A 22,175-nucleotide genomic window follows, 5' to 3' on the forward strand; every position below is an offset into this window, starting at 1 on the left:
CATTTTTACTTTTTCGTCGCTTCTAAAAACTCTTCAGCGTCTGCTACAGCTAAACCAATGGCTTCCTCCCAAAAGGCTTTTTGGGTAAGATCGACGCCTAAATGCTTATGAGCCAAATCTTCTACTGTCATTGAAGCTGTATCCTTTAGTAATGCAATGTACTTCTCTTCAAACGAAGTACCAGCCCGCAAGGCTTTTGCATAAATCCCTAGTGAGAACATGTAGCCAAATGTGTATGGGAAATTATAAAACGGTACACCTGTGATATGGAAATGCAGCTTAGACGCCCAGAAATGTGGATGGTATTCATCTAAAGAGTCACCGAAGGCTTCCTTCTGCGCTTCTACCATCAGCTCATTCAACCGATCCGCCGGCACTTCTCCTTGTTTACGCTCTTCATAAAAACGCTGTTCAAATAAGAAACGAGATTGAATGTTCATGAAAAATGCTACACTCCGCTGAAGCTTATCCTCTAACAAACTGAGACGCTCCTCTTCATTTGCCGCTTCTTTTAATGAAGCATCAGCCACAATCATTTCTGCAAATGTCGACGCCGTTTCAGCTACATTCATCGCATATTTGCGATTAAGAATGCGAACATCCTGCATCACTTCCTGATGGAACGAATGACCAAGCTCATGCGCGAGTGTCGCCACATTGGATGGACTTCCTGAGAAGGTCATAAAAATGCGGGACTCCCCGCTGTCAGGGAAATTTGTACAAAATCCGCCTACTCGTTTGTTTGGACGATCTTCAGCTTCTACCCAGCGTTCATTAAAGGCTTTTTCTGTAAAGGCAGCAAGCTCTTCTCCAAATCCAGCGAAATGTTTCACAATAAAAGCAGCTGCTTCTTGATACGGATAGATCTTGGTCTCACTGCCAATAGGAGCCCCAACATCAAACCAGCTTAGCTTATCCACTCCAAGCATGTCAGCTTTTCGATGTAAGTAGTCAATGAATGGCTGCTTATGTTCATCAATCACAGACCACATTGCATCAAGGGTTTCTTGTTTCATGCGGCAAATATCAAGCGGCTCTTTTAAAATATGATCCCAGCCTCTTGCTTCATATACTTGTAAACGAAAACCTGCCAGATGGTTTAGAGTGCTTGCAAATAGATGTTCATCCTGCGTCCATGCGTGCTCTAAGTTATGATATACGGCCTTTCTGACTTCACGATCTGAATCATCCATCGCATTTTCCGCTTGGCCGACAGAGATCATCTGCGTTTCACCATCTTGTTCAAATGGAATCATAATCTTATTCACCAAGCTAGAATAAAGCTCATCCCACGCATGGTAGCCATCTACGGCTAGCTTTTGAATCAACGTTTCTTGTTCAACAGGCAATTGATCCTTCACGCGCTCTCTGCGTTCATTTAATATGTAGCGTACATCTGAAAAGGCCTCTGAATTCATGAGATCTTCCCATTTTCCAGGAGAGATGGCAGCAAGCGCTTGATCAAACAGCGCAAGAATGGTACCTAAATCAGCTTCAAGCTTGGCTATCGTACCTCGAAGACTGCCAGCCTTCATATCCTTTGTATTTTGAGATTGAAGACAGGATACAAATGAACCTGCTTGAGACAGTTTTTTATATGTGGTTTCATACGTGTCAAGGACAGACGTTAACCTGCTTTCAATGTGTGTATCTTCTTTTGAAAAGGCATCGACCTTTTGTCTTAATTCATCTAATAGCTGCTGAATGTGTTGCAGGTATGTTTTAAATTCTGGTGAAGAACTGCCTCCTTTAAAAAAGGCATCTAAATCCCACGTCTCTTGTAATGGTGTTAATCCCAAAATATTTCCCCCTTTATTTGCTAATTTCATCATACAAAGGATATAGAGTCAGTATGGCATATGTATTCCTTTATATTCATTATATTTTCTCACAATTAAAAAAACCCAGCAAGAAGCCGAGTTTTTATGATAATTTCGAACGTAAGTAAGCATCGATAAATGAATCTAAATCTCCATCCATGACCGCTTGAACATTTCCCATCTCCGTATTGGTTCGATGGTCTTTCACAAGAGAATACGGATGGAATACATAAGAGCGAATTTGGCTTCCCCAGCCAATTTCTTTCTGCTCTCCTCTAATTTCATCCAATTCAGCCTGCTGTTCTTCGATCCGTCTTTGATAAAGTTTCGATTTCAGCATTTTCATCGCACGTTCTCTGTTTTTGATTTGTGACCTTTCTGTTTGGCATGTCACCACAACATTGGTTGGTATGTGTGTGATACGAACGGCAGAGTCAGTCGTATTGACATGCTGTCCACCTGCGCCGCTTGCACGATACGTATCTACCTTGATATCTTCTGTCCGAATATCAATATCAATTTCTTCATTGAACTCTGGCATGACATCACAGGAAACGAAGGACGTATGCCTGCGGCCAGATGAATCAAAAGGAGAAATACGAACCAAACGATGGACACCTTTTTCTGCTTTTAAGTACCCGTATGCGTTATGCCCTTTGATGAGCAATGTCACAGATTTAATTCCTGCTTCATCACCAGGAAGATAATCAAGCGTTTCAACCTTAAAGCCTCTGCGCTCTGCCCAGCGAGTATACATTCTCAGAAGCATAGAACCCCAGTCCTGTGATTCAGTACCGCCTGCACCAGGGTGAAGCTCAAGAATGGCATTGTTTTTATCATATGGTTCACTTAAGAGAAGCTGCAACTCAAACTCGTTAAACTGCTTGGTTAAGTTCTTCAGCTCTTTTTCAAGCTCTGCATGAAGCTCCTCGTCATAATCTTCCTTTAATAGGTCATGTGTCATTTGCAGCTCTTCATGAGATTCACTGAGCTCATGGTATGCATTCACATTATCCTTTAGTGCATTGGCTTCATTGATGACGCCTTGTGCCTTTTGCTGATCATTCCAAAAATCAGCTTCTGACATTGTCGCTTCGAGTTCTGCAATTTTGGCTTCTTTTGTTTCGAGGTCAAAGAGACCCCCTAAAATCAGCTAGCCTGCTAGCCATATTTTCAAGCTCTTGTCTAATTTCTACTAATTCCATATCCTTCACCTCATAGATGTATGGGGGCTGACATGAATAGAAAGAGGTTTTCACCTCTTTCCATTACTTATTCTGTCTTCCCATGACAATTTTTATATTTCTTGCCGCTTCCGCAGTGACATGGTGAGTTTCGCCCAATGTCTACGACTTTACGTACCGGCTTCTTTTTCACTGTCTTCTCCTCATCACCCTCTTGAGGCTGATGAGCAGTTGTTTGGCCTTGAACGACTTCTTCACGTTCTAGGTTGTTTTGAATTTCTGATTTTAAGACATATTTGGCTACATCATCTTCGATTGAAGCAACCATATGCTCAAACATCGCAAATCCTTCCATTTGATACTCACGAAGCGGATTTGTTTGTGCATACGCGCGTAAATGAATCCCTTGACGCAGCTGATCCATTGCATCGATATGATCCATCCACTTTGAATCCACCGCACGAAGAACGATGACTTTTTCAAATTCTCGCATTTGTTCATCGCCATATGTTTCTTCTTTTGCATCGTATTTTTCTTTAATACGATCCATGATGAAGGAGGTGATTTCATCTGCTTCTTTGCCATAAATATCTTTGACCGAAATAGCTCCTTCATCTAAATAGTTCGTGTTGATTAATTCAACAAGCCCATCTAGTTTCCATTCTTCAGGAAGCTCTTCTTTCGGCGTATAAGAACCAACAGCCCGCTCAATTGAAGATTGAATCATATTGATGACAATCGATTTTAAGTTATCAGAATCGATGACTTCAAAGCGCTGTTTGTAAATCACTTCACGCTGCTGACGAAGTACATCGTCATATTGCAGAAGCTGTTTACGGGAATCAAAGTTGTTCCCCTCGACGCGTTTTTGAGATGATTCAACGGCTTTAGACACCATTTTACTTTGGATAGGTGTAGAGTCATCCATGCCAAAGCGGTCAAGCATCGCCATCGTGCGCTCTGCACCAAATCGGCGCATCAATTCATCTTCCATGGAGAGATAGAATTGAGTAATCCCTGGGTCTCCTTGACGACCAGAACGTCCGCGAAGCTGGTTATCAATACGTCGTGATTCATGACGCTCTGTCCCAATCACAGCTAGACCGCCAAGCTCTTTGACGCCTTCGCCAAGCTTGATGTCCGTACCACGACCTGCCATGTTTGTCGCAATGGTGACGGCACCTTTTTGACCAGCCTCTTCAATAATTTGTGCCTCACGCTCATGGTTTTTCGCATTTAACACTTGATGAGGAATCCCTTTATTTTTAAGCAGCTTAGAAATAAGCTCAGATGTCTCAACCGCTACTGTTCCGACAAGAACTGGCTGCCCTGTCATATAGCGCTGCGCAACATCCTCAGCCACTGCTTTAAATTTACCTTCCATTGTGCGGTAAATTAAATCAGGTCTGTCATCACGAACCACTGGTTGATTGGTCGGAATTGTCACAACCTGCATGTTGTAAATGTTACGGAATTCTTCTTCTTCCGTTTTCGCTGTACCAGTCATACCAGATAGCTTTTCATACATACGGAAGTAGTTCTGGAACGTAATCGTTGCAAGGGTCATACTTTCGTTCTGCACTTCGAGACCTTCTTTTGCCTCAATAGCTTGATGCAGACCTTCACTATAACGGCGTCCTTTCATTAAACGTCCTGTGAAAGAGTCAACAATAACGACTTGGCCTTCTTCAACGACATAATCCACATCTTTTTGCATCGCAACATGTGCCTTCAGCGCCTGAGCGATGTGATGGTTCAGCGCAACATGCTTAACATCAAATAAGTTCTCGATGCCGAATGCTTTTTCCGCCTTCGTCATTCCGCTTTCTGTCAGCTGTACACTTTTTGTTTTAATATCATATGTGAAATCATCTTCTATTTTTAATGTACGAACAAATGCATTGGCTTGTACGTAAAGCTTTGTAGATTTCGCAGCTTGTCCTGAAATGATAAGAGGTGTTCTCGCTTCATCAATTAAGATGGAGTCAACCTCATCGATCACGGCATAATGAAGCGGTCTTTGAACCATTTGCTCTTTGTAAAGCACCATGTTATCTCGTAAATAGTCAAAGCCCAGTTCATTGTTTGTTGAATACGTGATATCAGCGGCATACGCTTCTCTTTTTTCATCTTTGTCTAAGCTGTTTAAGTTTAAGCCAACCGTTAAGCCAAGAAATTCAAAAATCTTGCCCATTTCCTCTGCATCACGGCTTGCCAAATATTCGTTGACTGTCACAATGTGGACGCCTTTTCCAGAAAGAGCATTTAAATAAACAGGCATTGTTGATGTCAACGTTTTACCTTCACCTGTTTTCATCTCAGAGATGTTGCCTTCATGAAGCGCGATCCCCCCCATGAGCTGCACCTTAAACGGGTACATTCCTGTCACGCGGCGTGATGCCTCGCGAACCGTTGCAAATGCTTCAACCAACAGGTCATCCACGGATTGTCCTTTTTCAAGTTTTTCTTTAAATTCAATCGTTTTATTTCGTAAAGCCTCGTCAGATAATTTCTCGAAATCTTGTGCGAGAGCTTCGATTTCATTTGCTTTTTTTTCATATTTGCTGATCGTACGCTTCGTAGGATCAAACACTTTGTTTAAGATTCCAAGCATATAATAACGCTCCTCTATTTCATGCAATTTTTCGGCATGTCCAAAAGATTGACAGGTCCATATTTACCTGCATTTATCATACCATACCTTCCTTCATTTCCAAAGAATTTGCAATGATTTCGCACAAAAAACCCGCCCCTTATGAAGGGAACGGGTTTACTTTTTTTAGGTTGTTTTTAGATCAGATTAAGCGTTTGGCTCAATGAGTCCATATTTGCCATCATTTCGGCGATAGACCACATTGGTCAAATTTGTCTCAGCATTTGTGAAGACGAAGAAACTATGACCTAACATGTTCATTTGAAGAATGGCCTCTTCGCTATCCATCGGTTTTAAATTGAATCGTTTTTGTCTGACGATTTCTGTTTCATCAATTTCTTCGTCATCTTGAACAGCTACATCAGCCGTCCCATTTCCTCCAGCAAATAAGTGTTTTTTGGCACCTTGCTCGCGGAATTTACGGTTTACTTTTGTTTTGTGTTTTCGAATTTGACGTTCTAATTTACTGGCTGCTAGGTCTACTGCATTGTACATATCTTCATTATGCACCTCAGCTCGAAGTGCTAGATCAGTCATTGGAATGGTAACCTCAACTTTAGATTCTTGATCATTGTAAAACTTCAAGTTCACGTTGACTGAAGCATCTACGTCTGTTTCAAAATAACGCTCCAGCTTTCCAATTTTTTTCTCGACATGATCTCTTAGTGCAGGTGTTACGTCGATGTTTTCTCCTCTGACATTGTAATTCATGTAAAGAACGCCTCCTTTAAAATTAAGGATATGTAAACCTATTTCTACTTTTCCCTCCTTTTCTCCTGCTCAAACGTAAAAAAAATGTGAATATTCATTGAAATTTGTCGAATTTTGCGGTGCTTCAACTGTTGCTTGATAGGTGATGAATATATATTCGGCTCATTCTTGAAAAAGACCAGCTCACGTTTAAATCGTGAAAGATGAAATGGATGTTTTCAGCGAATGAGATAAGGTTTTTAAATCTTCCGCCGCTGCTTTCATCTCTTCATTTGCCGCCAATGATTCTTCAACAGCAGCAGACATGTACTCCGTCTCTTCTGAATTGCGTTTGGCTCCTTCTTCAATGACCCCAACCGTCTGAGATATTTCCTCTGTACTAGCTGAAATTTGCTCTGCAGTGGCTGAAAGCTCCTCTGCTTTCATCGAAATATCACGAATAGATTCCAGGATTTCATGAAAACTCTGTTCAGACAATTGCGATACTTTCACACCTTCTGCTACATCCTGCTCAACCTTTGTCATCGAGTGTGATGATTTTTCAGTATCTTTGTTCACGTTCGCGAGTAATTGACTAATTTGATCTGTCAGCTGACTAGATTCTTCCGCCAGTTTCCTCACTTCATCTGCTACAACCGCAAAGCCTCTTCCATGTTCTCCTGCTCTTGCCGCTTCAATAGCAGCATTTAAAGCAAGCAAATTCGTTTGGTCAGCAATGGCATGGATATGACCTAACAAATCTTCAATGCCAGTAAACTGGGTTTGTACATGAGCCATTGTGGAATGGTGTTCATTCACAGACGCTTTTATAGAGTTCATTTGTTTTACAAATTGCTGAATAAGTGCTGCACCCTCTTCAGCCTTTTCAGTCACTGAAATTGAGTGACCCGAAACATCGGATGTATGTTCAGCTGCATTTTGCATACCAGTCGAGACTTCTTGAATCGCAGAAGCTACTTTTCCGACCGCGTCTGATTGTTCACGTGAAGCTTCACCGACCTGTTCAATCGAACTAGACGTCTGCTCACTTGCCGATATTGTTTGATGAATGGTTTCCTCAAACTGAGCAGCAGAATCAGCTAATTGTCTTGATCCATTTTGCACCTGTAAAATGAGTTGACGTAAATGAGTCGTCATTTGATTAAAAGCGGTACCGAGTTGGCCAATCTCATTTTTAGAGGTCACTTCAATCTCTTCAAGTGTAAGATCACCATCTGCCATCCTTCTCGCGGCATTTGTGACAGAAACAATCGGCTTTGTCATACGATGAACGAATCTTGTCCCAATCACCAAAAAGCCAACAATAATGACCGCACTAACTAGAATGAGTGTGAATAGTAATTGGTTACTGTCTTGATTGAGCTGATTGATTTTCTGGTCACGTTGCTTCAACTGGGTTTGAGCAAATTCTTTTGTAAAGGTATGTATTTCTTGTTCGATAGGCTGTAATTCTTGATTGAGGCGTGTGTTAAATTCTTTTTGATTTTGCATATTCAATGAATTAAATAGTCGGTTCGTTGAGGTGTAGTAGAGATAATTCTTTTCTGAGATTTGATCTAATAGATTTTTTGCTTGTTTGACAGCGCTCATTTTTGAAGCTTCCGTTGTTTTCTTATTAATCTCTTCATATGTTTGCTCAATTTTCTGTAAATTTTCAGCATCTTGCACGACAACATAAGTTTTGATTTGTGCTTCCTGCTTTTGCAAAAGCGCCTCTAATTCCAGTGAGGTCTGATAAAGCTTCACTTCTTTACTGAGAAGCGTCTTGTAGGATTGATCTGTTTTGTAATAGATAAAGCTTGAGAATCCTAAAATACTGACAAACAATACACATATGACAATAAGCCCAAACAAAAATTGATTTTTTAGTCTCATAATTTCCTCCGAAAGTCTGAATTGAACAAAAATTAATGAATGACATACGGCCTCATACAGGCATGTATTTCATCCATCCACTTTCTATATTCAGGTATAAAATATGCTTTAAGGAATGATTGGAAGTGTATTGAAGGGAATGTATAGAAAGCTAGTATATCAAAACTTAAAAAAATTTGATCAAACGAACGAATCGTTTTGGCAAAGTGCTCATTTTCTATAATTGAAAGCAGAAGGGGATGTGTTGTCTCTAAATGAAAGAAGGCATGGATCAGATCATTAAAGATCCGATCCCCTTCTGTTTTAGCAAAATCCTTCTCAATTTCATCTAAATATTTTAGACTCTCTTCTATCGTAAATAGAAGTTCATAATATGTGGTTAATAAAATATAGTCATCTGAACGATACGCCACAGGTCTCACCTAATTATTTCCGTTTATCGTAATATACGCCGTCACTCGTCATAGGCTGGTATGGATTTTGATAATTCAGCTGTTTTGTTTTCTTTCTTTGAATGGCTTGAATATCTGCTTTGATCCCATTTTGGATCACAGTTAATTGCTTCGCCATCTGTTGATCTGTTTGGATGATTTCTTTGATTTTCTCTTTTTCTTGATCTGTCAGCTCATGCTGAATATCTCTCATTAATTCGTCTCTCTCAATCAAAAAGGCATCAAAGTCTTCAACCAAGGTGTCACTTTGCGGATTTGCCGCTATTTCGGCTGCCATTTTTAATGTTTGGTCATGCAGCTGGTCCACAATACTCATAGAGATCCCCCGATAGAGTGATGGCGCCCTTTTCGATCGGTTTGAATAACTTCCTTCCATGCATCACGAAAATCAGTTACGTATTGCTCTACTTCATTCAACATCTCTTCGTCATTTTGAAGATTGGCTTCAATCAGTCTGCGATAAATGTAATCATACATACTTGCCATACTCTTTGATACGTCATAAGAACGATTTAAGGTGACATTTAATTCTTGAATGATGTTTTGAGCCTTTTTCAGGTTCACATTTCTCGTTTCTGCATCCTCTTTTTGAATGGCATACTTCGCTAGTCTAATGAACTTTAAGCAGCCTTCATAAAGCATAAGCGTCAACTCAGCAGGTGTTGCAGTCTCAATAGAATTTTTCTGATAGGCGGCATAAGGGTTCTTTATTGCCATATGTTATAAACCTCCAATTATTGTCCAAGCAGTTGAGAAAGATAGCCAGATTGGTTGTTTAGCTTTTGAATCGCGCTATCCATGGCGCTAAACTTTTTGTAGTAGCGGGTTTCAACCATTTTTAAACGATCTTGGAATGTATCCATTCGTTTTGTTAAAGAATCAAGGTCCTTACCAAGTCCGTATTCCTTTAATTGCATTGTTGTGCTGCCAGCTTTAGTTTGAATGCTCTTCGTGAAGGCTGATAAGGAATTTTTGATACGATGAATGATTCCTTGTTCTTGATATTGCTGCTGCGCTTTATCTTTATCTTTTGAATCCACATTTAGCGAACCTGACATAAATATTTGACTGATCTTCTGTGGGTCTTCTTCAATGGCTTTTCTTAGTTTCGGTTCATCAATGACAAGCTTTCCGCCATCTTTATATTTATCTGAAGTGGTAATTCCGATTTGTGTCATGTGAATTCTATTCCCATCACTTGTCGTAATATCAGCATAAAAATCACTTCTTATTTTAGAGGCACCACCTCGTAAAATGGAATCACTTCTCAGCAAGCCAGACTTCGCTGTCGTTTCCCATAGCTCCACTTCTTTGTCAGACATTGCTTTTTTCTCTTCAGCTGTTAAAGGATGATAGTCCCTATTTCTTTTTTCATTGACTTTGCCATTGACCTGCTCAACAAGTTCATTGTATTTATCAACAAATTGTTTAATTTTATCAAAGATTGTATCGACATCTGTTGAAACGTTTAAGCTGACAGGCTTATCGGTTGTCCCTTTAAGCTCGTACGTAATACCAGCCTGCTCAAATGTATTGTTGTTATTTTCCATTTTCAGACCATTAATCTCGTATTGTGCTTTTTGCCCTTGAGTGGTCGCAACTAATTTGTTATCTCCATCCACTTGGAAGCCTAATTGAGTGAAGAATGAAGCTGAATTACCATCAGCTGCTTTAATACTGACACCTTCTCCCGTTGTCCGTGAAGTGAGAGCGACCGTATCGACATAGTTTGATCCGTCAAAGATCTGTCCTTTGTAAGCCGTCACACCTAATTGCGAGTTGTTCAGCTTTTTCACGATGTCATCAATTGTATCGGTATCAGAAGTATTGATCGTCACCGTTTTCGGTTTTGTCGAATCTGGTGTCGTCACTTCGAATGTAAACGTGCCATTTGTTGGTGTAAATCCAGATGTACCAGATGATCTGAAGACGGAAGCTGTCGCTAATTGGGTGACATTGATTGAGCCAGAGGCAGCATTAGTTGAGCCAGTTGCTGTGACAGCAGATTCATTTGAGCTTGTCACCTTTTTTGCGCCATATGTACTTGGACGCGTTAAGTTTAAACTGTTGATCAAATCATCTAATTCTTTGACTTTCGAGTTCACCTCGCGATAGCTGTCTCTTTGCCATTCAAGTGTTTGTTTCTGGCGTGTCATTTTATCAAGTGGTGCTTGCTCAGTTTTCATTAGCTTTGATACGATTTCATCAATATCAAACACATTTGAAAATCCAGTAATTCGATTGACCATTTTTTATGTTCTCCCTTCACTTACATTCTTTTATCTACAAATAAACCGACAATTTCTGTCATTGCCGCATAGAAATCAAGCCATTCCTTGGAAGGAATTTCTCTAATGACTTCTTCTGTTTGGTTATCTACGACTTTGACATAATATTCATTGAGTTTTTCATGTAATTCAAATTGCAGATGAAATTGAGTGGGTTCAATCAGCTTGTTTGCTCCTTGAAGCGTTTTTTCAATTTCTTCTTTTGAAACGACCTTGCCATTTGCTTGTAAATCAGAGTTTACATTGTCATTCTGGTTATTAGAAACACGGGTTTGAAATGCATCGATAATTGGCTCTAGCGATGTCAACTTACCAACAGACATAGTTATTCAGCTCCTGTGCTTTAATCTATCTTTTATATCGGCTTTGAATTTTCAAATTAAATATAGATGGACAGATTTGTTAAAGTTTCATATAGATTATAAACACCCACATCGAAACGCTTTCATACGGAGAAGGACAACTGAATTAGATAAAAAAATCCTCACTTTTTTTGTGAGGATAATTGAGTGAGGAGATCTACGGATAAACTCGCAGCACGATTGTTCTCTTCTTGAATAGACAGGTACACTTCTTTCCTGTGAATATCAATGTGCTTAGGAGCCTCGATCCCGATTTTCACTTGATCGCCTTCGATTGAAATAATCTTGACTTCAATATCATCGCCAATTTGAATCGACTGGTTTAATTTACGCGAGAGAACTAACATGAGGATGACACCTCTAACAAATGTTTTGTATGATAGGCTGAATCATGCAAAATCACCTGCTTGGCTTTCATGTTTTTCCGGTTCACAATAATAGGCGCTCTTAAATTGGCTGTCGTTTTTTCAATAGAAGATTCCATTGTTAAGATCACCATTACTTCCACATCATTGGCATCTTCTACTTCTAGAATATCTACGACCGTTTCGTCTAGATCGAATTCATATTGATTGAAAAATAAAAACGGACTGCTGACAATAAAGCCTAACTCTGCGTTTTTCAATGATTGAAGAACTAAAAATGGAGACTCTTCTGATAAAGGTAAAATGACAAACTGTTTTTGATCCAGAAATCCTGGTATTCCATTAGAGAAGTTGATAATTTGCTCCTCTTTGATTGTCACTTCACCATGGTATTTTGTTTGAATGATCATAATTCACGACCTTTTTCATTTTTCTTAACTATACCTTATCACCATTTTGGCCCGTTTCGTCAACTTCTATTTTTAAATCTGGGTATTGTAACATATCAATATTGACCTTACCTGGCTGGTAGTTAACGATTGGTTTATGAGGCGTTGCCTCTATGATAGCTTTTTGAGGCTCCACATCAATTTGAAGCTCAGATGGCTGATAGTGAATTTTCACACTAAAGAATGAAGGAATTACACCAATGGTGAATTGTTTGGCTGGAGGAGCGCCATTGATTTTGGCAAATTCGGCAATTGCATTCCCACCATTCTCAATCTTGATGAGTTCACTGCCTTCTTCCGCTCTTCGGCCCATTCCTTCTCCAACAGCACGTTTCCCCTCAGCTGCCCATTCTTCAGAACGCCTAAAAATCGACTTGATATCCATATCGGCAAATGCCTCAGTTTGGTCTATTGTTAATTTTGACGGTGTCCTTGTGATATTCATGACAGCTCTTGGCTGCTGAATTTCAAGGTCCGCTCTTGGCTGCTCTACTTCTTGCCGAGAAGAAGTTGTCGACATTTGCAGCTTTGCATAGGTTTGTTGCATTAACAATCTAGGGATTTGCATATAGGTACACCTCCATGATGCAAAAAAGCACCCAACGGATGCTTTTTATTATCTTAAGAAATCGACAAGAGATGGCTGAATGACTTTAGCCGTCGTTGCTAAAGCAGCTCTATTCACAGTCTCTTGTTGAAGAAGATCAAGAATCGCTTTTTCACTTTCAACATCTTCATTATCGGATTTAGCATCTTTCAGCACTTGGAATTGTGAAGTTAAACGGCTGCCTACTAAGTCAACACGATTTGAACGGGCCCCTAGGTCCGAGCGCTCAGCACTCATCACTTCTTTAAACTGATCGATACTTCCTAACGCATCATCAGAATTCGCGAACGTTCCATTTTTCAATGAGTTTTCTAAATCCGTCAGCATTTCAATGACATTTTGACCGCTGGCAGACTGTCCACCAAACGCTGAGATTGGATTTGAGTTCACATTTAAAGTGATACCATCAGAAATGTTCGACTTAACGGCATTTGCATCTGTATAGTTTTCAAAGTTAAACGTAAACGTACCATCTGCGTTCTCGACAACTGGTTTGACATTTGTATTCGTTCCATTAAATACGAATTTACCTAACATCTGAGTGTTCATTGCGTCAATGATTTGTTTCTTCATCTGGCCAATTTCCACTCCGATAGCTGCTAAATCTTCTGGCTGCTTTGTTCCGTTAGCCGCATCAAGCACTTTATCTCGTACATTTGACATAATATCAATGATTTCAGTGACACTTGTTTCAGATGTATCAATCCAGTTTTGTGCTTCATTTAAGTTTTTTTGATATTGTTCATTTCGAAACATTGCTGTGCTATATTGAAGGCTTTTTACTGCTGCAACGGGATCATCAGACGTTTTTGTGAAACGTCTCCCTGTTTGTGCTTGCTCATTTATTTTAGAAAGTTTTTCATAACTTTTACTAATATTACGAAGTGAGTTTTGAGAAATCATACCTTGTGTGACTCGCATCAGCTATACCTACCTTCCTACGACACCCATGCCGTTTATTACTTTATCCAATATTTCATCTTGTAATGTCACAACTCTCGCAGCTGCATTATATGCATGCTGAAATTGGATCATATTCGTCATTTCTTCATCAATGGAAACAGCACTCGTCGACATTCTACGTTCATTGGCTGAATTGACAAGAGCGGCTGAACTGCTTTCTAGCGTCATGTTCTTTTTCCCTTGAATCCCCATCTCAGCAATGACATTTTGGTAGTAATCCTGGATCGTCGTTGTATTGCCGCCGATTGGTAACTTTAAGTCTTGTATATTTGCTAATTTTGTAGCATTCGAACCGTCACCTTTTGTTTGATTGAGAGATGCTGCAATATTATCTGTTGATGCTAAAATGACATCACTCACTTTGATACGAGCTGCTAAGCCTTTATTCAATTCATTGTTATTCTCAATATCAAAGAAGTCTTGTCCACTTGTGCCATTTAACGTGTACCCCTGCTTATGCACATCGTTAAATGTATCCATAAATACTTGTGCTACTTCATCCAGCTCTGCAAGCATATCCGGATACATGCCTTTTTCAGCACCATTTGACATGTAGCCATAAGCCTCAACAAGTGCTTTTACTTTACCATTCACTTGAAGCTGATCTGCTGCAATGGTTGTTGTTCCGAATTGAAGTGAGTTAACAAGTCCCGTTGTATTATCATAGGAGATTTGCAGTTCAGATTTTTCGTTCGTAATGCCATTCAAAATCGTTCCAGCAGATTGTCCATTTGCACCGATTATGTCGATGTTGACAGTTCCTTCAGCAATTTTGAGTGCATTACCGCCAGATGGATTGTAACTCACTTTAATATCAACGAGTGAGGATAATTGATCTACCAAAGCATCACGCGTATCATAAAGATCATTTGGGAGATATCCGTTTGGCTCAACTGCTGCAATCTGTTTATTCACTTCATCTATTTGAGATAAAATAGTGTTCACATTTTTAGCTGTTGAATCGAGTTCTGTTTTTAAATTCTTTTGTATCGTTGTTAAAGAAGAATTAAGTAAACGGAATTGATCTACTAAAGCCTGTGCACTTGTTTTAACAACTGTACGTGCAGAAGCTGTATCGGCATTTTTTGTTTCGGATAGGACCTGTAATGATTTCCAAAGGTTATCAAAAGCTCTGTTTAAGCCTTCATCCGTCAAATCATTCATAACCCCCTCCATTTGCGAAAGGGCATCAGATTTTGTTGAGTAGTAAGACAAGTTATTGTTATGATCTCTGAATTGCATATCTAAAAAGCTGTCTCGAATTCTTTCCACCGTTCCAACTTGAACACCTGTCCCCATTTGGCCATAAGTCTTGCCGTCATAAACAGAAATGACTGGATAAGGATTATCTGCTTTAAAGGTAACTCTTTGTCTTGAGTAGCCATCCGTATTTGCATTGGACACGTTGTTTGATGTGACATAAAGCCCTGCACGCTGGGCTGTGATTCCTCTTTTTGCCGTTTCTAGACCCATGAATGTAGAACCCATTGGTATCCTCCTTGTTTACGCCTTTGAATCAAACAAAGCCCTCTGCTGTTTAGGCTTTGAACTCTCAAGACCATTTTGTCCGTAATTCATATTTTCTTTATTAGGGTTAACGAGATCGAATGTCAGTGAAATAAATTGAAGCGACTGCTGAATGAGCTGTTTGTTCAGTTCATTTACATCTTTCAGTTCCACCATGATGTCATTTAATTTGTCATATAATGAAATGAGCTCTTCTTGATCCGAACCTTCAGCCTTTTCGATACACGCGGTGATGGTTGGCGGTTCATCACTTTGTAAAAATTGAACTGTGGCTTCAATTCGTTTTTCTTCTAATTGAGAAATGGCTTGAATATATTTTTGCTCTAAATTCAGAACCTCTGAAAGAGCATCAATCTCATTGCTTTTCAGCATTTCTGTTTTATCCTTCGACAGCTTCAAAAGCTGTTCATGCAATCCATAGAGACGATGCAGCTCTTCAATGATTATTTTAACTGACATTCACGCTACTCCCTTTTGTTATTGTTGTTTATAAAAATTCAGCATTTTATCAGCAATGCCTTTTGTATCTACTTGATATGTTCCGGCTTCAATGCTTTTTTTAATTTGGTCTATTTTATCTTGGCGTTCTTTCATGATATTCGGCACCTTTTGCATTTCGATTGCCTTTTTAGAAATTTCGACTTTATCAGTTGATTTTGCTTGATTTGATTGCAACGTTTGTTTCTCATATGTTTTCTTGTAAGGATTTACTGGTTGTGTTCCATATCGATTAATTTTCACGGGATTCCTCTCGCTTTCCGTTACAGTCTGTCTTGATTCTATCCATTTTATCGACCAAACTGCAACTTAGTTTAGGGAATCAATCGTTTTTAGGATTAATGGCATAATAGGTGTCTTTTTTCCTAGATTCAATCTCCCTTTTACGCTCTTCTTCTTGATTCATTTGACTCATTTGCGAATGAATATCCTGTTCACATTGGCTGCACAGCTTGTTTTTTCTGATCGGTTGGCCACATCTTTCACAAGGATAGTTGATATTCGGAAATTGACTAATTTGAAGTCTTTTCAAACGGATAAATTTCAAGATTAATTCTTCATCAACTTCTGTTGCATCTACTATTTCAGCAATGGTTGATTGTCTATTACTTTGCTTTCGCAAGAATTTATAAACGATATCAAAAGAACGTTCTTCTTCTTCGAAGCATTTGTTACAAACCGTTTGGATGGTGGTTTTTAAAAATAGCTGATTACATTGTGGACAGTTTGCCAATTGATTCATAACCAAAACCCCTTACGTTATTTTCTCTTCTTATTATCGGTTAATTATCCTGAATTTTAACTACGAATCAACGTAAAAGAGGAAACACTTTTGGCACCTGCTTCTTTTAAAATTCTTGCCGCATCATAAATGGTGGCCCCCGTTGTATAGATGTCGTCAATTAAGATAACATCCCTTTGAACGATCGCATCTGTCTGCTTGATTTGAAACATTCTTTTTTGATCTAAACGTTCATTTTTCTTTCTCTTAGACTGCTTGCTTTGATGTATTTTCACAAGCGGCTGCAGGATCGGCTGACCAATCAAGGAAGCAAGTATGACTGACTGATTAAACCCTCTTTCCTTTAGCCTTTCTTTACTTAAAGGAATCGGGATCAGCACAGGTTCTTTAATTGAAAAGGAGCGCTTAAATACTGCTTGGACATCTTGTTTAAAAAGCTCAGCTAAAGCTGTATCACCTCGAAATTTAAATCGGGAAAGGACATCTTTCATCAAATCGTTGTAAGCATAAACAGACCTATTTTTCACAAGTACTGTAGTAGAATCAGGGCGTTCTTTCCACCTGGAACAGTCTTGACATAATTGATCATTCGACTGTGCTCTCCCACAAGCTGGACAAATCGGGCGTTGAATTTTTTCTAGGTGATGCTTACATGCTATACATAGATGATCATCATTTAATAGAAGTAATGATTTCCATGTAAAAGCAGCGACAAAATGCCCCTCACAAATTAGGCAGATCAATTGTTATCCTTATTTATCGGCAGACGATTTTCGCATCTTGGAAATGTGGTGACCTTTGAAGCAGCTTCTGTCAGAATGACCAGCATGGCCGTATTCTTCTGTTTATCCACCATCTCGGATTTACTGTAAGATATTTTATCGATATCTGTTATATACTGAGGCTTCACTTGATTTAGTGAAATCGCTAATACATCTTCTATACACTTTTCACAGTGACAAATCATGTTTAATTGGTTGAGATATTGATAGAGGATTTCCTTGAGTAGTATTTCTTTTGCATTGAGTAGCATATTTGTCTCTCCTGCCATTTGTGTATTGAGAATATAAATGTACCATGAAATTTAGTTGCACCCACATTATTTTTCAGAAAACTCTTTTGCAGCTGTATCATTCATTTTTACGATATGCTTCTTTGCTTGTTTCATACTTCTCGTTAAACCAAAATGAAAAAAGATAACATCTCCTTTAAAAAAATCGGGATGTCTACCTGCTCTACCAGAAATCTGAACAAGTGCACTCTCTGTAAAGATAGTAGATTCCGCACCTAGTACCCCCACTTGAACATTTGGAATGGTTACGCCTCTTTCTAGAATGGTGGTTGTAACTAGTACATCGTATTTATAATCTCTGAAGTGCTGGACCTTTTGTTTCCTGTCTGGATCATCAGCAGACACCCCCTCCACATTTAAGCGGTGTTCTCTAAGGACCTTCGTTATCTTCTTCATGGTCGAAATAGAAGGAACAAAAAGTAAAATCCTTCTCTTCTTTGTGATATGTTTCTGCATCCAATTCATTACTTTAGGTGGGAGCTGGTTCTTTTTTAATTTCTTCTTCCAATGTCCAATCCATTGAAAGGACGGGACAGGTAACGGTTGTTGGTGAAAGCGCAGAGGAATTTTTATGGCTTCTAGTTGTCCACGAGATACATCTCTTTTCATTTTCTTAGAGGGCGTCGCACTTAAATAAACCCTAACCCCTTTCTTTCTCATTGCCTTTAAAACAGCAAATTGGAGACGTTCATCGATTGAATAAGGAAAGGCGTCGACTTCATCTATAATAAGCACATCAAATGCATGTTTGTATCTCATCAACTGATGAGTTGTGGCGATCACTAGCGGTGCTATTTGGAACCTTTGAGGGCTTCCTCCATAAAGAACAGCTATTTTCATTCCTTGAAATGCTTTTTTAAGCCGCGGCTCTAGTTCAAGGACAACATCTGTTCTAGGTGTCGCAATGCAGACACTCATTCCTTGATGTAAGGCATATTCAATTCCGTAAAAGAGCACCTCTGTTTTCCCTGCCCCGCAAACTGCCCAGATGAGTAGGTCAGATTTGTTTTTTATCGCTTCGATCAATTTTTCGGACGCCCTTTTTTGTCCTTTAGACAGGTTTCCCTGCCATGTTAATTCCGTATGACATGTTTCTTCCATTTGTGGACCCGTCCATTCATAAAGAAAGCCACATTCCGTTGTTTTCCCCATCATGATGCATGATCTACAGTACACACAATCTTTTTGACACATGTCACACGGAGTGTGGGCAAAGTACCGCTTTTTTGATATACCACATCTACAGCAAGTAAGACCATTTGCTTTCCTCTCAATAGCAGGTGTTCGGATGACGAACCCTTTCTCCTCCAGCCAATCCAAATCGGACTGTGAGCTTCTTGTTTCAGCGGTAAGCAGGTGGCGTGACTGCAGTTGCTGCCTTAGTTCCATTGCTTTGTCCATGTTCAATTTCACCAAACACCTTTCAACTGATGTTTGCCTATTATGCGCAAAGACATGACCTTTCGTCCAACAGCTAAAATAGAAAAACAAAACCCCTTTTCTATTAGAAAAGAGGTTTTTTAAGATTTATCTAATCACCCAGCCAAGAGCTATAGAGCCTTCGCCTAGATGAGTGCCAATCACGGCACCAAAGTAGCTTTTATAAAATTCAACATGAGGATACTTTTCTGATAAGTGCGCAATTAAGTCGTCTGCTTCTTCTTCTCTATTACCATGTATCAGTGTTGCTCTCATCGGGACACCACGTGATGCATCTTCGTCAAATAATTCAAAAATACGTGAAATGGCTTTTTTCCGTGTACGAATCTTCTCAAAAGGGACAATTAGCTTGTTGTCAAAATGCAGTATAGGCTTTACCTTTAAGAGGCTCCCAATAAAAGCCTGAGCACCATTTAATCTGCCGCCCCTTTGTAAATGAGTTAAATCGTCTACCATAAAATAAGCTCTCTGATTCTCTTTCAGATAATTGAGATGGGCTAACACTTCTTCTAGAGAAGCACCACCTTGGATTTTTTCAGCAGCTTCTATCGCATAAAAACCTTGCGCCATACAGCTAGTTTCTGTATCAAACGGATAAATATCAATCCCGTCAACTAGGTCATTTGCTGAGGCTGCACTATTATATGTTCCACTAATTCCGCTTGAAAGGTGAATACTAATCACGGCATCGTATGTTTCACTTAGTTTTTCATATAATTCTATTAACTCACCGAAAGCAGGCTGAGAGGTGGTTGGAAGGTCTTTATGCTTTTTGACTTCTTCATAATATGTCTTCCAATCCATTTCTATTTCTTCACGGTATGATTCGTTGCCAAAAATGACATTAAGAGGGATCATATGAATATGATGTTTATCACGCAGCTCTTGTGGTATATAAGCAGTACTGTCTGTTACAACGGCTATTTTCATTCTTAAATACCTTCCTTATCCGTTAAGTTGCTCTTTTTTATTTTCAAAGAATGATCATTGTTATTCATTAGATTTATAATAGTAATCAAAAAAGCCTGCCTAATCAATAGGCAAGCCCGTTATATCCGAAAAAGACTCCTTATCTACCTATCATTTCTCTCCAGTTAACATGTGAGAGAACCAAAAACAGGCGAAAAAGGAGTACTTGTCCGGAACATTATCTCATTTCTACCCAGCCGTTTTTAATTGCTACAACAACAGCTTGTGTACGGTCGTTTACATTCATTTTTTGTAAAATGTTACTCACGTGGTTTTTGACTGTTTTCTCACTAATAAAGAGCGACTCACCAATTCCTCTATTGCTCTTTCCGTCAGCTAACATTTGAAGAACTTCGCACTCACGTCTCGTTAAGATATGAAGTGGTCTGCGAATTTCAGGATATACCTCGTGCTGCGGATGTGCTGAAACGCCACTAGTCGCTAGGCGTCGGAATTCATTTACTAAGTTATGAGTAACTTTCGGATGTAAATAAGATCCTCCGTCAGCTACGACTTTCACTGCTTCAATGAGCGTGTCTGCATCCATTTCTTTTAACAGGTAGCCTCTTGCCCCTGTTTTCAATGCATGTGTCACATAGTTTTCATCGTCATGAATAGATAGAATAATGACTTTTGATTCGGGATAAAGCTCAACTAACTGCTTTGTAGCCTCTACACCATTTACATTCGGCATATTAATGTCCATAATGACAACATCCGGATGATAGTGTTCTACGATACGTGCAGCTTCGTCACCGTCGTCTCCTTCTGCAACTACTTCAAAAGTAGGTTCAAAATCTAAAATCCGTTTGACACCTTCACGGAATAATTGGTGATCATCAATAATTACAATATTTACTTTAGTCACAAGCTACGCCTCCCCATGTTTATTGTTCTACACCTGAACTTTATGGTCAATATGTCTTTTGTCTCTATTTTACAATTTTATTTTGCAATGTTAATGGCACGCGAATCATGATGAATGTCCCTAGACCTATTTTTGAGTCTATGGTCATTTTACCTTCCAGTAAGTCTACGCGTTCTTTCATGCCAAGTAAACCGAAGGATTTGTTTTTGTTTGTTTTCACATCTTTCATATCAAAGCCTTTTCCATCGTCTTTGATAATTAACGTGACAAAGTCTTTCGTCACTTCTACTTTTACAGAGATTTCTTCAGCTTCGGAATGCTTTAGTGAATTTGTGACAGCTTCTTGGGCTAGTCTAAACAGTGCCACTTCAAATTGAGAAGCAATTCTTTCGCTTTCTGTATCCCCTAGGCATTGGAACGTAATCTTGGTTTTTCCATCATACTCTTCGATTGTGTTTAAATATTTTCTTAGCGTCGGAATGAGACCCAAATCATCTAAAGCCATTGGTCTTAAATCATAAATGATTCTTCTCACTTCGTACAGAGCATTTCGCACATTCTGTCTGAGACTTCTAATTTCTTTAAAGCCTTCTTCTGTCCCACGGTCTCTGAAAATCCGTTCAATTAATTCGGAACGCATCATCACGTTTGCCAGCATCTGGGCCGGACCGTCATGAATTTCCCGGGACACCCTTTTGCGTTCTTCTTCTTGGGCTTCAATAATTCTTAGTCCAAAATCTTGTTTTGCCTGAGCATCTTCAAGTAACACGCCAACTTGGCGTAAGTCCTGATTGAGATAGTTGAGAACAACTGTGATCTGACTCACAAGCGTTTCAGAGCGTTCAATGACGTCTTGCAGGCTTAACAATCGTCTTTCCAGATCGTCTCTTCTTTCTCTAAGCTGCTTTTCGCGCTGCTGGATCATGGTGAGTTCCACTTGCAGATTATGTGCTTTTTCGTAGGCCTCCCGTATTTCTTCTTCGCTAAATTTGTTGAAGTTTCTGCTGACCTCAGATAAGCGATTTCTAGCATGTCTCGTATGGACTTCGAGTTTATCCCCAAAATCAATTACTTCGTTTACTTGCTGCTTGATTTGCTTCAGCTCTTCTACTAGGCTTTCATATTGTTGACGGGACTGTTCGCCTATCCTAAATACTTCGTCCTTGCTGCCATCAACTGTACTTAGCATTTTCATGATGATTGAATCCAATAATTTCGGATCCATTTTAGGTGTTGTCATGGCTTTTCCCTCCCGTAACAGTGATGTCATCTTTTTTTATTATAAATGTCATTGATCTGCATTTTATGTCGAATTATAATGAAAGAATGC

The 22,175-nt window shown here is 39.4% G+C and carries 24 protein-coding genes; all 24 read right to left on the bottom strand.

The genetic code is table 11. The features are described 5' to 3' along the window. Positions 1–5: 5 nt before the first annotated feature. Positions 6–1,799, bottom strand: a complete 1,794-nt coding sequence (locus MHH26_RS14635) for a M3 family oligoendopeptidase (RefSeq protein ID WP_340973894.1) — start codon at positions 1,797–1,799, stop codon at positions 6–8. A gap of 124 nt (positions 1,800–1,923) precedes the next feature. Then, positions 1,924–3,025, bottom strand: a protein-coding gene (gene prfB, locus MHH26_RS14640) for a peptide chain release factor 2 (protein ID WP_106030559.1) whose coding sequence is annotated in 2 segments (ribosomal slippage) — positions 1,924–2,952 and positions 2,954–3,025 — 1,101 coding nt in all. Because the reading frame shifts where the segments join, the coding sequence is not laid out codon by codon here. Positions 3,026–3,092: 67 nt separating this feature from the next. Further along, entirely contained in the window at positions 3,093–5,618 is a 2,526-nt protein-coding gene (gene secA, locus MHH26_RS14645; protein ID WP_060597383.1) for a preprotein translocase subunit SecA, read from the bottom strand. A 186-nt stretch (positions 5,619–5,804) separates the two neighbouring features. Continuing rightward, entirely contained in the window at positions 5,805–6,368 is a 564-nt protein-coding gene (gene hpf / locus MHH26_RS14650) for a ribosome hibernation-promoting factor, HPF/YfiA family (RefSeq protein WP_003213481.1), read from the bottom strand. Between the two features lie 189 nt (positions 6,369–6,557). Then, entirely contained in the window at positions 6,558–8,243 is a 1,686-nt protein-coding gene (locus MHH26_RS14655; protein WP_340973897.1) for a methyl-accepting chemotaxis protein, read from the bottom strand. A gap of 32 nt (positions 8,244–8,275) precedes the next feature. Next, on the bottom strand, positions 8,276–8,656 hold the full coding sequence (locus MHH26_RS14660) for a hypothetical protein (protein WP_003213093.1): 381 nt from the start codon (positions 8,654–8,656) through the stop codon (positions 8,276–8,278). A 13-nt stretch (positions 8,657–8,669) separates the two neighbouring features. Further along, positions 8,670–9,011 carry a flagella biosynthesis regulatory protein FliT gene (gene fliT, locus MHH26_RS14665; RefSeq protein WP_106043903.1) on the bottom strand — a complete coding sequence of 114 codons (342 nt, stop codon included), beginning with the start codon at positions 9,009–9,011 and terminating at the stop codon, positions 8,670–8,672. Then, positions 9,008–9,412 (bottom strand): flagellar export chaperone FliS, encoded by a 405-nt coding sequence (gene fliS / locus MHH26_RS14670; protein ID WP_106036481.1) that lies wholly within the window; start codon positions 9,410–9,412, stop codon positions 9,008–9,010. Before fliS ends, fliT begins: the two co-directional genes overlap by 4 nt. 17 nt (positions 9,413–9,429) lie before the next feature. Beyond that, entirely contained in the window at positions 9,430–10,944 is a 1,515-nt protein-coding gene (locus MHH26_RS14675) for a flagellar hook-associated protein 2 (protein WP_106036480.1), read from the bottom strand. Between the two features lie 20 nt (positions 10,945–10,964). Further along, positions 10,965–11,306 carry a flagellar protein FlaG gene (gene flaG, locus MHH26_RS14680; protein ID WP_060597391.1) on the bottom strand — a complete coding sequence of 114 codons (342 nt, stop codon included), beginning with the start codon at positions 11,304–11,306 and terminating at the stop codon, positions 10,965–10,967. Between the two features lie 161 nt (positions 11,307–11,467). Beyond that, on the bottom strand, positions 11,468–11,692 hold the full coding sequence (csrA, locus tag MHH26_RS14685) for a carbon storage regulator CsrA (protein ID WP_106050641.1): 225 nt from the start codon (positions 11,690–11,692) through the stop codon (positions 11,468–11,470). Continuing rightward, the gene (gene fliW / locus MHH26_RS14690; protein WP_307500331.1) at positions 11,686–12,120 is read right to left on the bottom strand and encodes a flagellar assembly protein FliW; all 435 of its coding nucleotides are present in this window, start codon (positions 12,118–12,120) and stop codon (positions 11,686–11,688) included. Before fliW ends, csrA begins: the two co-directional genes overlap by 7 nt. Positions 12,121–12,148: 28 nt before the next feature. Next, a complete protein-coding gene (locus tag MHH26_RS14695; RefSeq protein ID WP_106050640.1) occupies positions 12,149–12,727 on the bottom strand; it encodes a DUF6470 family protein in 579 nt (192 codons plus the stop codon). Between the two features lie 48 nt (positions 12,728–12,775). Beyond that, a complete protein-coding gene (flgL, locus tag MHH26_RS14700) occupies positions 12,776–13,687 on the bottom strand; it encodes a flagellar hook-associated protein FlgL (RefSeq protein WP_106050639.1) in 912 nt (303 codons plus the stop codon). A gap of 9 nt (positions 13,688–13,696) precedes the next feature. Then, positions 13,697–15,217 (bottom strand): flagellar hook-associated protein FlgK, encoded by a 1,521-nt coding sequence (flgK, locus tag MHH26_RS14705; protein ID WP_307500333.1) that lies wholly within the window; start codon positions 15,215–15,217, stop codon positions 13,697–13,699. Positions 15,218–15,232: 15 nt separating this feature from the next. Then, complete coding sequence (locus MHH26_RS14710) at positions 15,233–15,715, bottom strand: flagellar protein FlgN (RefSeq protein WP_034660146.1); 483 nt, start codon at positions 15,713–15,715, stop codon at positions 15,233–15,235. An 18-nt stretch (positions 15,716–15,733) separates the two neighbouring features. Further along, on the bottom strand, positions 15,734–15,997 hold the full coding sequence (flgM, locus tag MHH26_RS14715) for a flagellar biosynthesis anti-sigma factor FlgM (protein ID WP_003213252.1): 264 nt from the start codon (positions 15,995–15,997) through the stop codon (positions 15,734–15,736). Between the two features lie 79 nt (positions 15,998–16,076). Beyond that, a complete protein-coding gene (locus tag MHH26_RS14720) occupies positions 16,077–16,496 on the bottom strand; it encodes a TIGR03826 family flagellar region protein (RefSeq protein ID WP_034660147.1) in 420 nt (139 codons plus the stop codon). A 56-nt stretch (positions 16,497–16,552) separates the two neighbouring features. Continuing rightward, a complete protein-coding gene (locus tag MHH26_RS14725; protein WP_340973906.1) occupies positions 16,553–17,239 on the bottom strand; it encodes a ComF family protein in 687 nt (228 codons plus the stop codon). Further along, positions 17,236–17,529 carry a late competence development ComFB family protein gene (locus tag MHH26_RS14730; RefSeq protein ID WP_060597398.1) on the bottom strand — a complete coding sequence of 98 codons (294 nt, stop codon included), beginning with the start codon at positions 17,527–17,529 and terminating at the stop codon, positions 17,236–17,238. Before MHH26_RS14730 ends, MHH26_RS14725 begins: the two co-directional genes overlap by 4 nt. Positions 17,530–17,595: 66 nt before the next feature. Next, positions 17,596–18,975, bottom strand: coding sequence for a DEAD/DEAH box helicase (locus MHH26_RS14735; RefSeq protein ID WP_307500336.1), 1,380 nt, complete (start codon positions 18,973–18,975; stop codon positions 17,596–17,598). 120 nt (positions 18,976–19,095) lie between these two features. Beyond that, a complete protein-coding gene (locus tag MHH26_RS14740) occupies positions 19,096–19,938 on the bottom strand; it encodes a DegV family protein (RefSeq protein WP_034660152.1) in 843 nt (280 codons plus the stop codon). A gap of 217 nt (positions 19,939–20,155) precedes the next feature. Continuing rightward, positions 20,156–20,845 (bottom strand): two-component system response regulator DegU, encoded by a 690-nt coding sequence (gene degU, locus MHH26_RS14745; protein ID WP_008348273.1) that lies wholly within the window; start codon positions 20,843–20,845, stop codon positions 20,156–20,158. A gap of 64 nt (positions 20,846–20,909) precedes the next feature. Then, positions 20,910–22,085, bottom strand: a complete 1,176-nt coding sequence (locus MHH26_RS14750; protein ID WP_003213166.1) for a sensor histidine kinase — start codon at positions 22,083–22,085, stop codon at positions 20,910–20,912. Positions 22,086–22,175: the final 90 nt, after the last annotated feature.

The sequence above is a fragment of the Bacillus sp. FSL K6-2839 genome, from assembly GCF_038003365.1.
Classification (GTDB): domain Bacteria; phylum Bacillota; class Bacilli; order Bacillales; family Bacillaceae; genus Bacillus.

Bases quoted from the DNA above. Each gene is read 5' to 3' on its own strand.
- csrA (WP_106050641.1), bottom strand. From the start codon at position 11,692: ATGTTAGTTCTCTCGCGTAAATTAAACCAGTCGATTCAAATTGGCGAT.
- fliS (WP_106036481.1), bottom strand. From the start codon at position 9,412: ATGGCAATAAAGAACCCTTATGCCGCCTATCAGAAAAATTCTATTGAG.
- flgL (WP_106050639.1), bottom strand. From the start codon at position 13,687: ATGCGAGTCACACAAGGTATGATTTCTCAAAACTCACTTCGTAATATT.
- MHH26_RS14720 (WP_034660147.1), bottom strand. From the start codon at position 16,496: ATGAATCAATTGGCAAACTGTCCACAATGTAATCAGCTATTTTTAAAA.
- MHH26_RS14710 (WP_034660146.1), bottom strand. From the start codon at position 15,715: ATGTCAGTTAAAATAATCATTGAAGAGCTGCATCGTCTCTATGGATTG.
- MHH26_RS14695 (WP_106050640.1), bottom strand. From the start codon at position 12,727: ATGCAAATCCCTAGATTGTTAATGCAACAAACCTATGCAAAGCTGCAA.
- hpf (WP_003213481.1), bottom strand. From the start codon at position 6,368: ATGAATTACAATGTCAGAGGAGAAAACATCGACGTAACACCTGCACTA.
- MHH26_RS14675 (WP_106036480.1), bottom strand. From the start codon at position 10,944: ATGGTCAATCGAATTACTGGATTTTCAAATGTGTTTGATATTGATGAA.
- flgK (WP_307500333.1), bottom strand. From the start codon at position 15,217: ATGGGTTCTACATTCATGGGTCTAGAAACGGCAAAAAGAGGAATCACA.
- secA (WP_060597383.1), bottom strand. From the start codon at position 5,618: ATGCTTGGAATCTTAAACAAAGTGTTTGATCCTACGAAGCGTACGATC.
- fliT (WP_106043903.1), bottom strand. From the start codon at position 9,011: ATGAGTATTGTGGACCAGCTGCATGACCAAACATTAAAAATGGCAGCC.
- flaG (WP_060597391.1), bottom strand. From the start codon at position 11,306: ATGTCTGTTGGTAAGTTGACATCGCTAGAGCCAATTATCGATGCATTT.
- MHH26_RS14655 (WP_340973897.1), bottom strand. From the start codon at position 8,243: ATGAGACTAAAAAATCAATTTTTGTTTGGGCTTATTGTCATATGTGTA.
- MHH26_RS14750 (WP_003213166.1), bottom strand. From the start codon at position 22,085: ATGACAACACCTAAAATGGATCCGAAATTATTGGATTCAATCATCATG.
- fliW (WP_307500331.1), bottom strand. From the start codon at position 12,120: ATGATCATTCAAACAAAATACCATGGTGAAGTGACAATCAAAGAGGAG.
- MHH26_RS14740 (WP_034660152.1), bottom strand. From the start codon at position 19,938: ATGAAAATAGCCGTTGTAACAGACAGTACTGCTTATATACCACAAGAG.
- MHH26_RS14730 (WP_060597398.1), bottom strand. From the start codon at position 17,529: ATGCTACTCAATGCAAAAGAAATACTACTCAAGGAAATCCTCTATCAA.